The organism is Adlercreutzia shanghongiae (assembly GCF_035830635.1).
Taxonomy (GTDB): domain Bacteria; phylum Actinomycetota; class Coriobacteriia; order Coriobacteriales; family Eggerthellaceae; genus Adlercreutzia; species Adlercreutzia shanghongiae.
The window spans coordinates 1-14,254 of sequence record NZ_JAYMFI010000015.1; the positions used below are offsets into that span (position 1 = coordinate 1).

The 14,254-nt window shown below is 56.6% G+C and carries 10 protein-coding genes; 8 read left to right on the forward strand and 2 right to left on the reverse strand.

Going from position 1 to position 14,254, the window contains the following annotated elements:
• The 3 genes from VJ923_RS07945 to VJ923_RS07955 all read left to right on the forward strand — a co-directional run.
• Nucleotides 1–374 (forward strand): amino acid kinase family protein (locus VJ923_RS07945; protein ID WP_456049074.1); only part of this gene is annotated, 374 nt, incomplete at its 5' end.
• Nucleotides 375–1,405: 1,031 nt separating this feature from the next.
• Entirely contained in the window at nucleotides 1,406–2,050 is a 645-nt protein-coding gene (locus VJ923_RS07950; protein ID WP_326440300.1) for a helix-turn-helix domain-containing protein, read from the forward strand.
• 261 nt (nucleotides 2,051–2,311) lie between these two features.
• Complete coding sequence (locus VJ923_RS07955; protein WP_326440302.1) at nucleotides 2,312–3,958, forward strand: C45 family peptidase; 1,647 nt, start codon at nucleotides 2,312–2,314, stop codon at nucleotides 3,956–3,958.
• Nucleotides 3,959–4,414: 456 nt separating this feature from the next.
• On the opposite strand, the gene VJ923_RS07960 is transcribed toward VJ923_RS07955, so the two are convergent.
• Nucleotides 4,415–6,220 carry an amidohydrolase gene (locus tag VJ923_RS07960; RefSeq protein WP_326440303.1) on the reverse strand — a complete coding sequence of 602 codons (1,806 nt, stop codon included), beginning with the start codon at nucleotides 6,218–6,220 and terminating at the stop codon, nucleotides 4,415–4,417.
• Nucleotides 6,221–6,462: 242 nt separating this feature from the next.
• Here VJ923_RS07960 and VJ923_RS07965 point away from each other — a divergent pair, with 242 nt between their 5' ends.
• Nucleotides 6,463–7,377 carry a helix-turn-helix transcriptional regulator gene (locus VJ923_RS07965; RefSeq protein ID WP_326440305.1) on the forward strand — a complete coding sequence of 305 codons (915 nt, stop codon included), beginning with the start codon at nucleotides 6,463–6,465 and terminating at the stop codon, nucleotides 7,375–7,377.
• A gap of 63 nt (nucleotides 7,378–7,440) precedes the next feature.
• Here VJ923_RS07965 and VJ923_RS07970 read toward each other — a convergent pair whose 3' ends face one another.
• Nucleotides 7,441–8,409 (reverse strand): helix-turn-helix transcriptional regulator, encoded by a 969-nt coding sequence (locus tag VJ923_RS07970; protein ID WP_326440306.1) that lies wholly within the window; start codon nucleotides 8,407–8,409, stop codon nucleotides 7,441–7,443.
• 333 nt (nucleotides 8,410–8,742) lie between these two features.
• Between VJ923_RS07970 and ptcA the strand changes: the two genes are divergently transcribed.
• The 4 genes from ptcA to VJ923_RS07990 all read left to right on the forward strand — a co-directional run bounded on the left by ptcA (nucleotide 8,743) and on the right by VJ923_RS07990 (nucleotide 14,235).
• Nucleotides 8,743–9,813, forward strand: a complete 1,071-nt coding sequence (gene ptcA, locus VJ923_RS07975) for a putrescine carbamoyltransferase (RefSeq protein WP_326440308.1) — start codon at nucleotides 8,743–8,745, stop codon at nucleotides 9,811–9,813.
• Nucleotides 9,814–9,876: 63 nt separating this feature from the next.
• Entirely contained in the window at nucleotides 9,877–11,394 is a 1,518-nt protein-coding gene (locus VJ923_RS07980; RefSeq protein ID WP_326440309.1) for an APC family permease, read from the forward strand.
• 24 nt (nucleotides 11,395–11,418) lie between these two features.
• Nucleotides 11,419–12,624: an agmatine deiminase family protein gene (locus tag VJ923_RS07985; protein WP_326440311.1), complete on the forward strand. Its 1,206-nt coding sequence runs from the start codon at nucleotides 11,419–11,421 to the stop codon at nucleotides 12,622–12,624.
• A gap of 195 nt (nucleotides 12,625–12,819) precedes the next feature.
• Entirely contained in the window at nucleotides 12,820–14,235 is a 1,416-nt protein-coding gene (locus VJ923_RS07990; RefSeq protein ID WP_326440312.1) for an ATP-binding protein, read from the forward strand.
• Nucleotides 14,236–14,254: the final 19 nt, after the last annotated feature.

The following is a 14,254-nucleotide window of genomic DNA, read 5'->3' on the forward strand; positions in this document are numbered from 1 at the left end:
GCGGCGGCGGGGTCCCGGTGTTCGAGACCGAGGGCGGCTACGTGGGCACCCCCGCGGTCATCGACAAGGACCGCTCGAGCGCCCTCATGGCCGCCGAGCTCGGCGCCGACATGCTGGTGATCCTCACCGCCGTGGAGAAGGTGTGCGTCAACTTCAACACCCCCGAGCAGGAGTCCATCTCCGAGATGGACGTGGCCCAGGCCGAGGAGTACATCGCCCAGGGCCAGTTCGCCCCCGGAAGCATGCTGCCGAAGGTGGAGGCCTGCATCGAGTACGTCGAGGCCTTCCCCGAGGGCCGCGCCCTCATCACCTCGCTCGAGTGCGCGGCCGCGGGACTTCGCGGCGAGACGGGCACCGTCATCGTCGCCGATTAAGTTGCTCGAAATAGGGGGTTGCGCCGAAGGTGTGCGACAGAGGCGGAGGCCCCAGGCGTTGCGCGGCCGGATCCAATAATAGTGCTCCAGGAAAAGGCGGGGAGGGCGGTGGTCCTTCCCGCTTCGCTCTTCTAGGCCCTGCCGTGCTGTCGCTCCGGGGCCAGCGTGCGATTCGTGCGTCAGGCCTTCCCGCCCTGCTGGGGATGAAGGGTCTCGCACAGATGCGGCGGGTGCCCTCCGGCCCGGCGGTACACTGGCTTTGCCGCTGCGGTAGGTGACCCATCGTCCGTCATCGCTTGCTCGGCGGCGACGTTCATAGCGGATGATGCGTCTGCTGCTTGGTATCATATGACGCGCTATTGAAGGAATGCTGAAGAAGCTGCGGGAGAAAGGCTTGCTTGCCAGAAGCGGAGTGAAGAAATCTGGAAGATGGATTGTGGCCAAATAATATGAATCGAGCGGGACCCTTCGCGCCATAAAAGGAATCGGCATTGTCGGTAAGGAGGTTTCTTCAATGACTGAAGTGAAAAAGTGCATAAGATCGCTTGCCGTGTGTGGCCTGATTCCGACAGTCCCTATTTTACCGAATACAGGTATGACTCCGATGCAGTTTCCAGCCGACCGCTCTCCTTTTGCAATCTCGAGTGCACCGTCTTTGGAGGCATGTTCGTACTGGGACGTTATCGCTAGTATCTGTATTACAAAATAAAGGATGGAGCCTGATGCTGGTACTGTCTGCTGCTGTAAGTTTATTAATAAGGTCTGGCTGTGTGATCTCCGCAACCCTGTATTTAATTCTCTTTATTGGAGATTGAAAGAAGGAATATCTGTATATCGCTCTATTTATGCTAAGCCAGTACTTGATTGAGTTGATGGTTCGAGGGTACGAGACTGGTTCGCCAATTTACTGTTACCTCCATAGTTATTTTTCAGCGCCCGTGGTGATCAAGTCGCTTCTCTATTGCGCGTCCGTCTTTCTCGTATGTTGTTTATTCAGGAGGGCTCTTGATAAATCAAGAGCATGGATATTAGTGCCGGTGGAAGTGCTCTTGTTCATTTGGCTTGTCATGTTCCCTTTACTGGGGGTACGTACGGGATTCTTGTATATCTGTTACTTGCTGCCATTCCAGCTTCTGGTTATCGTGCTGGCTTTTATCGGCAGCAAGTCCTTCGGCGGGGTAACGCAGAAAAGCATATTTTTGAAGTTAGATGTATTCTTGAGAGTGGTTGGAATTCTTGGGATAGTGATTGTCTTTGAAGATGTCGTTACGGGACTATACTATGGGCTCGGTAATGACGTTGCGGGCCTGGTGGCCAGTGGAGCAATTCGAAGCCGTAATACTGGCGAGAATATTTTTCAAATAATCATTGCCGTATATCTCATCGCTGTTGCGGGGCATTTCTTTGTTGGCAAGATCGCAGCGAAGCCGATTCATGATGAGGGTTCGACGGAGAGGCTTCCGGAAGAAGTCGTAGATACCTATGCAACATCTGTTGGCCTCAGTCTCCGAGAGCGAGAGATTTTGGGATTCTTGCTTGAAGAAAAGAGCGCACAGGAGATATCTGAATTGCTGTTTATCTCGGTCGGTACGGTCAAGTCGCATACGCATAACATCTATCAAAAGGCCGGCGTTGGCAACAGGATGCAGTTGCTGCAGAAAATCAAATATTTATAGCGCCGATTAAGCTGGATCGATCGATATGAATCCAGCTCCCTTTTGCTCACACCTGCTCTGGGCAGAATGAACCAGAGTTCATAGAGCACTAAACCAGGGTATAGGTTAAGAATGAACATTTTTATAGGGGCTAGTTCATGTGAAAATAGTTTGAAGAACTACATAATCTAGCCATTAGGTTGCCGACGATGGGGAGCTTTTGCTCGAGCTACCAAGCTGTCGGCAATGCAAAGCTTTCGGTGAGAGAGGAAGGGCTAGATTATGAAAAGAAAGGCAGTCAGCGCACTATGTTGCGCCAGCTTATGCTTAAGCATGCTGGCATGCGCAGGATGTTCGACAGAGAATGCGCCGAATGCAACATCAGGCGATACATCGGCAGATGTAGCGTCAACTCCTGAAAATCAAGGGTTTGATGGGGTGTTTGATGCAACTGTCAACGCAGGGAATGCGCAGGAAGTTGTATATGTAAATGGCTCATGGTTTGACATGGGAAGGCAGTATGGATCACAGCAGAAAGAGCAACTGGAGAATAACTGGGCGTCTGTAATGGCTCTAATTTATACGGAGGCAGACGATGCTGCGTATAACGAAGCTATGGGTAAGATTTTGAAGCACTACGAAGAGGATGAGCCAGCTGTATTTGATTTCTTGTCAGGGATAGCTGATGGGGCAGGAATCTCAAAGGAAGATGCAGTGGTTGCAGTTATGGGCTCATCTGTTCTTAACTATGATCTCATGATGCATTACGATCCTGAGCGTTCAAAAACATGTATGAATGTATCTGCATGGGGGAATATGACTCAGGATGGCCATCATCTTGGAGGCGCCAACCTCGATGCAATCAGCGCGACGCCCGCTGCAATGTTCTCGGGGATGATTTCTTATCCGGATGATGGCTATGCGGTTATTGCATCAGGCGGATTGCAGGGAAATGCGTTCATGAATTCCGAAGGCCTTATTATCACCTACGCTGGAGGGCCTCAGGCATCGCCGAGCGAAGGTGCGGAGGTGATTGATAGGGAAGGCACCTTCCTCGATACCTTGTTTGCTTATTGGTACGCAGCTACAAAGTGCGCTACAGCAGACGAAGCGGTTAAGATGCTTACGGAAACCGAGTGGATCCATACGGGCAACATCAACGTTTCCGACAACAGCGGAAACGCATATCTCATCGAGCAAAAGGATAATGCATTTGTAGTACGCAAGGCCGGCGACTATGGTGAGACGGATTATCTCATCGCGGCAAATCATTTCAGGGATGAGTCATGGATGAACGATTCCTATGAAGCATATCCTGACAGCGTACCGAGAGCTAATACTCTGGAAAGGGTTATGCTAGACGAAAACGGCGATGTCACCCCACTTACGCTTGCAAACGGACTCGGAAGCATTCGCTACTATGACGAGGGCAAATGGAGCGAGGAAAACTGGGATTTCGGTGGTTTCTATCAGTTCCACTCTCCGGAGGGCGATGACTTAGAGTTCAAGACAATTTTCAGGACAATTTTTGACGGGACTGATCTTGAGATGTATGTTTTGAGGGGCCATGACGAGAAATTCCGCTCAGACGTTCCCTATGGTACGGCTAACTACTGCAGGCTTATTCTCGGAGAAAACATGCAGGCTACTAATAAGCAGGCAGAAACCGATGCGCGCATTGCAGTAAGAAATGCAGGAGCTGAATTGTACAAGAACGACTCGGTAGATGATGGCTCGTTGGAATACTACAATATGGCTGCTGAGGCGGTGCACACAGGATGCAATTACACAACCATGGCTGATTGCGCCGGAGCGCAGGGCGATAAGGAACAGGCTGCGATCTTGTATGGTCTTGCAACTTCGCAATTTGCCAATGCCCAGCGATATGCCCAGGCATCTTATACGACTGAAAATGTAATCTTCAACTAAGTTTGCGGAACACTGACGGTATATCCCAAGCGCAGGTGGGGAATGTGCTTCCCCGTAGGGGAGGGCTTTAAGCCCTCCCTTCTTGTTCCCCACGATGGGCGCCCTCCTTCTGCAGGGCGGTTAAATGAACCGAAGCCTCGTTGTTGGAAGATGCTATTACTAGAATCAATTTTAGTAAAGTAGACTTTAGTAAAATGTACTTAAGCAAATTGGAAAGCGAGATGCTCTTCGGGCTTCTCATTCATTCTGGAATAGGGAGGGTGAGTCCAGGAGGCTGGAACGCTTTTTCGGGATACTGCGTGTTTGCGTGTTTGCCGCAGTGCCGGCAAGGGCTGCGCGGGCGCATAGATTGGGCCCCCGCGGCTCTGCGGGACTAATACGACCGCAGAGCCGCGGGGGCCTGTGTTCTGAAGGTTTGTGAGCCGTTCTGTATGGCTGGCACCTTCTGGCGTGGTTCTATCCCTCGTAGACGATGCGGCCGTCGGAGATGGTGTAGACCACGCGCGTGTCGGAGATGGCCTTGGCATCGGCTTCGAGAATGTTGGTGTCCAGCACGACGAGATCGGCGAACTTGCCCACTTCAACGGTGCCAATGATATCGTCCATGAAGTTCTGGTAAGCGACGTTCTTGGTGTAGGCCTCGAGCATCTGGTAGGCTGTGAGCCCCTGTTCGGGCCAACGGGTCATGTCGGTGTCCTCTTCCTCAGGATAGGGCGAGTTGCGGGTAATGCCGGCCTCGATCGCATCGAGCGGAACAAATGGAATGACGGGGGCGTCTGAGGAGCCGCTGATGCAGATGCCTGCCTCGGCCATGTGCTTTACTGGGTACATCGCCATGGCGCGCTCGTCGCCGACATAGGCACGCTCCAGGTCGCAGAGATCATCGTGGTACATCATCAGGAATTGGAGTGTCGCCACTACATCCAAATCGGCCATGCGCTGGATATCCTCATCGGTAATGGCGCATACGTGGGTGATCGTGTGCCGCGCGTCGCGCTCCCCATTAGTCGCCCGAGCCTCCTCGTAGGCATCAAGGGTGCCGTGAACGGCGCCGTCGCCGATGGCGTGCACATGCACCTGAATGCCTTCTGCATCAAAGTCGTGTACAAGACGGGTAAAGTCTTCCTGAGACCAAACGGGTGTGCCGCACCAATGCTCACCGAGTCCCGCTGATTCCAGGTAGGGTTGCAGCATGACGGCGGTGCCGCTTTCGGTCACTCCGTCGTAGAAAATCTTCACGGTATTCGAAGAAATCATGTCTGTGGCGGAGTCGTTGTAGGACTTGATGGTGGAAAGCACTTCGTCATAGGTGAAAGTCGCTTTCATAGTGGGGACGACGCGCATGCGCAGGGTCAAATTGCCCTCGTGCTCCACCTTGTGGTACATATCGATAACATCAAAACCACCTTGGGTGATATTCGTAATGCCGGTTATGCCATAGGAGTTTGCTTCCTCCATGAATTTGCCCATGGCCTTTTCCAGCTTGTCGTTGGTCATGGTGTCGGGCATGATGGCGAATACTATTCCCTTGGCGGCATCGCTGACGCACCCCGAAGGCTCGCCCTTTTCGTTGCGATAGAACAGGCCGCCTTCTGGGTCGGGGGTGTCGGCGGTTACGCCGGCCAATTCGAGGGCCTTGGAATTGACCCAAGCGGCGTGGTAGGAGACGTCGTGGATGAGCATGGGCTTATCGGGGCAGATGGCGTCTAGATCCTCTTTCGAGGGCCCGGGATTCGAGCCGTCGGGGCGCTGGTAGGCATTGAGCATGAAAGGCGTTCCGATGTAGGCTTCTTCGTCGGGATGGGCTTCCACGAAAGAGCGGATTGCCTCGAGGTATTCCTCATTGGTGCTAAGTCCCGTTAGATCGATTTGGTAGAGGTTGGTGTACCAGTTGCCAGGGGCGTGGATGTGGCCGTCCATGAAGCCGGGGGAGACGAACTTGCCATCGAGGTCGATGACTTGAGTAGTGTCTCCTACGAAAGCGTCGATGCCTGAATCATCACCCACGTACACGATCTTGTTGCCCGCGATAGCCACAGCTGAAGCGACATCGCCTTCCGACACCATGGTCTGCACATGACCGTTGTGGAGTACGATATCGGCAATGTTTTGATCGGGGGAAACGGGTGTGCCGGTTGATCCAAGCGGCTCCCCGGATGCGCATCCCCAAAGTCCGCCCGAGAACGCGGCGGCCGCAAGGGCGCTCGATCCAATGACAAAATGACGACGGCTGAGAAGTTGTTCGACATGGGGTGCGCTCATAAAACCCTCCTTAATTCGTTCGCAGCGCTGTCTTCTTTTGGCGCTGCAGTGATTTAACTCTAAGAACCAGGGGGTCCTTTGTTAAGAAAAACAGAGAGGGCTTTTAGATTAATCGGAGGATGAATTTTTATCCCCCGCCCTTGAGCTGCGAAAACATGGGAGATTAGGTTGGGTGCCGGGCAAGTCGTTAGCCTTAGCTGCCAAATTGTCTATAATGTTTGCTGCCTGATGAAGGAGGAGCCGTGTCTCTCGCTTTTCTCTACAATGTGGCAAGTTGCATCGCCTATGCGTTGGTCAGTGCTGCCTATGGGAGTCTGTACTATGTCGAGCGCAGGCGGGGCTATCTCTTCGTCGCGCTCATCTTCCTTGCATACACGATAGATATCGTTCTATTATTCATGTACGAGTTCGTTCCGGAATTCGCGATGCAATTCGAGGGCGCACGAAACGCCTATCCCATGTTCCACACTGCATATAACATGGTTGTAATCCTCCTGTATCGGCTTGTGCTCGGCAGCTTGCTCTCGCGCAGGTTTTCTCCTATCGAGGGATTCTTTTGGGCGGTTTGCATGATGGTGGCTTGGGCAAGCGGCGCTTCATCGGTCGAAACGGTTGCATTATGGCGCGAGTTCCTCTTTGCCAGGTTGCTGGCATTGTGGGTGATAGGGTACGGTGCCTGCTGTTTGGTAGCGGAGCTTCAACACATGAGCCGTTGGCGATGGGTTTTCTCGCTTGTGCTTGTGCTTGTATATGCTCTGGGAGAAACGGCAACGTACTTGGACTTCTTTGGACAGGCGAACGGTGGAGGCTTTGCTTCTCCTCGTAAGGCTCCCGTCGAGGTTATGGCACTCTGCTTCACCGTGGCTGCGTACGTCTTCCTCGCGCATCATCGGAGGATGCGCAATGCGAAGCTGGCGGAATCCCTTGTACCCTGGATCGCTCGCGAATACGGGCTGACCAAGCGTGAGGAAGTGCTGTTGTCGCTACTCGAAAAGGGCGTGTCGAACAAGGAGATTGCCGAGCAAGAATACATTTCCGTCAACACGGTGAAAACCCACATATCGAATGTTTATGCCAAGCTTGGTGTGAGTAGCCGAGACGAGCTTGCGCAAAAACTTAGAGAGGAACTGCGCGGCCGCAAGAGGGCCGGGTTCTGAGAGGCTGTGGGTCGGTGCGGCTATGCGGCCGCCCCCTACGGGGCCGGGCGCCTCCGTTGCTCCTCATCCCTTCCAGAACAGTTGGGTGAGTTCTTGGCGGGTGGTGGTGCCGGTTTTCTTCAGAATGTTGTGCACATGGGCCTTCACAGTGCCCAGGGCCAGTTGCAGCGAACTGGCGATGTTCTGATTGTCCTTGCCCTGCAGCACTTCTTCCAAGATGACGCGCTCGCGCGCGGTCAGGTGATAGCGCTCGCAGAAGGCGGGAAGCAGCTCGTCCACGTATTCCTGGGTATCGGGTGCGTCGGTGCTCGGCGGCTCCTTGGAACGGAGACGCAGGGTGTCGGCGGCAGCGCGCAGGGTGAAGAACGACAGGGCCAAAAGCAGGATGTTCTCGGAGAAGTTCCGCTCGCTGATATAGAGAGGCAAAAGATCGGCATTCGCAAAGAAGCTGGCATCGAGGATAAGGATCATGCCGATATCTTCGATGAGGATGCACAGGCACAGGGCCGACGTGACGAAGAACAGCGGCTCCTGGCGGCGCAGGCGGGCCTTCTCCACCTCGTTGCGGGCAGTGCAGTAGCGATAGGCACCGAAAGCCAGGCACCACAGGAGAAAGACCTGACGTAGCGTGTAGAAGAGCCACTGGCGGAACTCGTCTACGGGCAGGCACAGCACCACGATCTCGCTCACTGCGATGAACGCCAGGGCCGGGACGAGGCGCCAGGTGCGCCGGCGCTCGTTCACGAAGTCGCACAGGATGAGCCACATGGGCTCGAGGGTGCCCAGGGCGAGCAGTATCTTCAGCTGCGGATGGTCGATGGTATAGAACTGGTTGATGGAATACTCGACGTTCTGGCCCAAATACTCGTATTGAAAGATAAGCGCGAGATCGAGGAAGTAGAACAGCAGCATGGCCGCGGCGAAGAGGAACGAGCGGCGGCGGGAAACGAAATAGGCCGAGAGCGACACCGAGCCCGACGCCACGCATACGAGCATCACGACGATGGTGTAGAGGTAGAACGCTGTCTCCATAGCGAGCCTCCTTGATAATGCACGGAGTCCGATGATGAACCATGGCGATCTAGAGCGGGTTAGGCTGCGTCACGCGTTGAGAATCCGGTAACAAAATGCATTGGCCTTCTTCTACCACAGAAACCAGTTCAATACGTCTAGGCGGTAGGATTATTTGGGATTAGGTGTGCGGTGAGCTTTTGCCATCTGAAAATAATCCCGGTTATTTCTTCTCAAAACTACGGGTGCGCCCCATGCTGTGCGGCGGAAGAAGTGTCTCGCTCATTTCGGGGCGCTTCTAGGGAGCGCGGTCCGCAAGGGGCGGCCCGGCCAACGAATTTTGAGGAGGTTTCAATGGTCAAGGATTACATCGACACCAACGACTTCACCAAGGAGGAGCTGCTCGGCATGGTAGATCTGGCCATCGCCATGAAGGGGCTCATCAAGGAGGGCGGCGAGTACCCGCTGCTGCTGAAGAACAAGACCCTCGGCATGATCTTCCAGCAGGTGTCCACCCGTACCCGCATCTCCTTCGAGACGGCCATGACCGACCTCGGCGGTCACGCCCAGTTCTTCGGCCCCGGCTCCATCCAGCTGGGTGGCCATGAGTCCATCGAGGACTCCGGCCGCGTCATGGGAAGCCTCGTCGACATCCTCATGGCCCGCGTCGATCGTCATAAGGATGTAGTGAGCTTGGCGAAGTACTCCGCGGCCCCCGTCATCAACGGCATGAGCGAGTACAACCATCCCACCCAGGAGCTCGGCGACCTCATGACCATGATCGAGAACCTGCCCGTCGGCAAGAAGATCGAGGACTGCAAGTTTGCCTTCATCGGCGATGCCACCCAGACCTGCGTGTCGCTCATGTTCATCTGCTCGAAGATGGGCATGGATTTCGTGCAGTTCGGGCCGAAGGGGCATCAGATTCCCGACGGCGCCCTGCATATAGGCACCGATGAGGAGCGCGCTGCCTTTGGCAAGCAGCTCATGGCTATCGGCGAGGAGAACTGCAAGGTCTCCGGCGGCACCATCACCATTTCTGACGACATCTCCTGCATCGAGGGCGCCGACTTCGTCTACACCGACGTGTGGTACGGCCTCTACGACGAGGAGGTCTCCAGCTCCAGCTACATGGACGTGTTCTATCCGAAGTACCAGGTGACCTGGGATATGATGAACGTGGCCGGTCCGAACAGCATGTTCATGCACTGCCTGCCCGCCAACCGTGGCGAAGAAGTGGTGGACGAGGTAATGGACGACCCCGCGCGCAGCTTGTGCTGGGACGAGGCCGAGAACCGCAAGCACTCCATTCGCGCCATCCTGGCCACTCTCTGCCCCCAGAGCGAGCCCGACGAGCAGAAGGCCACGGCCTACCGCGCCACCATCGATGAGCGCATGGCGGCCCTCGGTAAGCACGGTCTGTAAGACGTACCAGGTCGGGGGAGCTGCGGCTCCCCCGCCTTTATCTTCCAAGTAAGGAGCCACACTATGAGTGGTAAGAAGAAATTCTCCTTCGTGTCCGTTATTCTGTCGGTGATCTGCGTGGTGTTCGTGTGCGAGGCGGCGGCGCCGGCTGCTGCCATCGGCAACCAGCAGTTCTTCTGGTGGATCTTCCTTATCATCACCTTCCTTCTGCCCTACGGCATGGTGGCGGCCGAGCTCGGCACCGCCTACGACTCTGAGGGCGGCATCTACGACTGGGTGCGCGATGCTTTGGGCGACAAGTGGGGTGCCCGTATCAGCTGGTACTACTGGATCAACTTCCCGCTGTGGATCGCCAGCTTGGCCACCCTGTTCCCGCCGATCCTCGGTATGGTGTTCGGGGCCGACATCGAGTCGAATCTGGTGCTCACGCTGGCCATCGAGATCGCGTTCGTGTGGATTGTCGTGCTCATGAGCTTCTCCAAGGTGTCCGACTCCGAGTGGATTCTGAACGGCGGAGCCGTCTTGAAGGTGCTCGTGGCCGTGTCGGTGGGTGTGCTCGGTATCTGGTATGCTTGCGCCAACGGATTTGCCGGATCCATGGCCCCCGAGACGTTCCTGCCCGACGTGACCAACACTGCCGCGCTCGGCTATTTGTCCATCATTATCTTCAACTTCACGGGCTTCGAGGTGGTCTGCACCTTCGCCAAGGACATGCAGAACCCGGCCCGCGACATCCCGAAGGCCATCATCCTGGGCGGCCTGGCCATCGGCGCCATCTACCTGTTCTGCGGCTTCGGCATCGGCGCCGCCATCCCGGCCGACCAGATCGACCCCGACTTCGGCATGATCTTGGCCGTAATGACCATGGTGGGCGAAGCCTCCCCCATCTTCATCATCATCGCCGTGGTGTTCCTCATCACCCTGTTCGCGAACATGGCCTCCTGGTCCTTCGGCGTGAACGCCGTGGCCCAGTACGCCGCGAAGAACCAGAACATGCCGAAGGTCTTCGCCCACGAGAATCCGAAGACTGGCATGCCCACCGGTGCCGCCGTTGTGAACGGCATCGTGGCTACCGCCGTGCTGCTCATCCAGCTCATCCCCAACGAGGCCATCTCTAACGGGTTGTTCTGGACGCTGTTCGCCACCTCGGTCGTGTTCCTGCTGCTCACCTACATCCCCATGTTCCCGGCGTTCATCAAGCTGCGCAAGGTGGACGCCAACCGCCCCCGCGTGTACCGCTTCCCCTTTGCGGGCACGGCCATGACGGTGGTGCTGGCCATCCCGGTCATCGAGCTGGTGCTGGCCGTCGTGGCCACGCTCGTGCCGTTCTCGGCCGAGGAAGTAGCGGACAAGGTGCCCATGATCATCATCTTCCTTGTGTTCCTCGTCATGGGTGAGGTGGTGCGCATCGTGAGCGCCCGCGGTCGCAAGGAAGAGTTCGAGGGCCTCACGCCCGAAATGGCCGCCCAGCGCCTCGCCGAAGAGGCCGAAGGCGAGGCCGACGAGCTCGCGCCCGCTGACCCGGCCCAGGTAGAGGCCATCCTCGCCGCCGATGGTGGCAAATCTGAGAAGGTCCTGTAGTTTAGCTTCCGAAAGGATTTCATCATGAAGACCATTTACGAGTCCGAGTCCACCCCCGCCGCCGACGGTTTCTTCATGCCCGCCGAGTTCGCCCCGCAGGATCGCGTGTGGATAGGCTGGCCCCATCGCACCGACACCTGGGCCCATGGCGCTAAGCCGGCTCAGAAGCAGTACGCTGCCATCGCTCGGGCCATCGCCGAGTTCACGCCGGTCGTCATGTGCGCCAACGAGGACGATTACGCCAACTGCAAAGCCGTCTTCGAGGACGATGAGAATGTGACCGTTATCGAGATGACTACCGACGACGCCTGGTTCCGCGACACCGGGGCCACCTACGTCATTAACGGTAAGGGCGACAAGCGCGCCTGTGACTGGCACTTCAATGCCTACGGCGGGCTTATCGACGGCCTGTACTTCCCGTGGAAGGCCGACGATCAGATCGCCTGCAAGATGGCCGAGCTGTCGCACTGCCGCCGCTACCGTCCTGATGACATGATTCTCGAGGGCGGCTCCATCACCGTGGACGGCGAGGGCACTCTCGTGGTGACCGACCAGTGCCTGCTCTCCCCGGGCCGCACCGCCTCTGCCGTGTTGGCCGACGAGGCCGACGAGGACACCATCTGGCCCGTCTACGCCAAGAAGTTCCAGCCCTGGAGCGAGGAGTTGCGTGCTTATATGGACGAGCACCTGAAGGCCTATCTGGGCGTGGAGAAGGTCATCTGGGTGAAGGAGGGCATCGACCCCGAGGAGACCAACGGCCACATCGACGACGTGGCCACCTTCATCGCCCCTGGCGTCATGGCCTGCATCTGGACCGACGACCCGGACTACCCCTTCTACCGCCAGTGTCATGAGGCCTACGAGACGCTGTCGGGCGCGGTGGACGCGAAGGGTCGCGCCATCAAGGTGTACAAGCTGCCCATGCCGGTGAACCCGCTGTACATGGATCAGGCCTCCTGCGACACCATCGACGTGGACGAGAACGCCGAGCCCCGCGTGGCCGACGAGCCGCTGATCGCCTCCTACATGAACTACCTGGTGACCAACGGCGGCGTCATCGTGCCGCAGTACGGCGATGAGAACGACCAGCTGGCCGTGGACGCGTTGCAGCAGATCTACGACGAGGTGTGGGGCGAGGGCGTCTACAAGTGCGTGGGCGTCCAGTCCGATCAGGTCGTCTACGGCGGCGGCAACATCCACTGCATCACCCAGCAGGAGCCCAAGGCGTAAGGGAAGCTGCGATTCGCCAGCTAGGCGAGAGAAAGTTGAGCGGGCCGAAGTATAGCCTGCACCAAGAGAGGGCGGTTCCGGAAAAGGAGCCGCCCTCTCTGCGTTAGAATTCCGAGTTGAAAGAGCTCCTTTTGAATTTATTGAAACGTACTTAGTATAATTACGATACTACAAAAAATTCAAAAGGAAATTTCCATGGCCTTTGTCGGAAGAGAATGCGAGCTAGCGACCCTTGAGAGGCTCTATGCGACGGGCAAATTTCAGATGCCGGCCATTTACGGTCGTCGTCGCGTGGGCAAGACGTCGCTCATTGCTCACTTCGTCGAAGGAAAGCCGGCGATCTTCTTCTCCGCGCGAGAGTCGACCGAGCGGGAGAACCTGATAGCGCTCAGCGAGGCTATCGCTCGCTTCGAGTCCGGCGGCGCGCTGCGGGAGTCCGACAGGCCGGCGCCCGTTTTCGAGAGCTTCGATCACGCCTTCGCGTACATTTTCGAGCTTGCGCGCAAGCAGCGCCTCGTCTTCGTTATTGACAAGTATCCCAATTTGGCGCAAAGCTATCGAGCTGTTTCCTCCTTGCTCCAGCACTGTATCGACAGGGAACATGAGGAAAGTAGGCTGTTCCTCATCCTGTGCGGCTCGTCCATGAGCTTTATGGAGCACCAGGTCATGGGCTATAAAAGCCCTCTCTACGGGAGGCGAACGGCGCAGATCAAGGTCATGCCCTTCGATATTGTTCAGGCAGCGCGGCTGCTTGAAGGCGTCGGGCTCGAGGAAATCGTCTCCTGGTACGGAATTGTCGGCGGCATCCCCTTGTACCTCGAGCAATTCGACAGATCCTTGAGCTTGCAAGAGAATCTCGCGCACAATGTCTTGAGGCCCGACAGCTTCCTTTACGGCGAGCCGGACTCCTTCCTTCAGCAAGAAGTGCGGGAGCCGGCGCGCTACAATGCCATCATTCGCGCCATCGCCAGCGGGGAGGGGCGGCTCTCGGATATCTCTAGCGTAGCGGGGATCGATAAAGCTACGATAACGGCCTACCTCAAAGGGCTGATGGAGCTCGGTGTTGTCCGTCGAGAGCAGCCCGTTGTTGACGCTAATCGGAAGAAAATGCGTTATGTGCTCTCCGACAACCTGTTCCGTTTCTGGTACCGTTTCGTGCCCCATTATCTCACGCCGTTGCAGGCGGGGCGTTGCGAGGAAGTGGCCAGGCTTATCGTGGGCGACCACCTCTCGACGTTTCTTGGGCCGGTTTTCGAAGACGTCTGTCGACAGTGGCTCGTGAGCTCGATGGGTGAGGCGGGCGTCCCCTTGATAAACGACATCGGGCGTTGGTGGGGAACGGACAACGAGAGGAAAGAGCAAGCCGAGCTCGACATTGTCGCGCTGTGCGACGACGGCTCTATGATCTGCGGGGAATGCAAGTGGCAAAACAAGCTCTCGGATGTCGATGTTCTCCGAACGCTGGAGCACCGAGCTGGGCTGATCGCGGATGGTAGGGAAGTGCGCCTCTTCCTCTTCTCGAAAAGCGGATTCACCGACCAATGCCGCGAAGCGGCAACACAATCGAGCTGCACTCTGATTGCGCTCAGCGATATGGGGCTGAGCTCGTAGAACTTCTGGTGTGCGGACC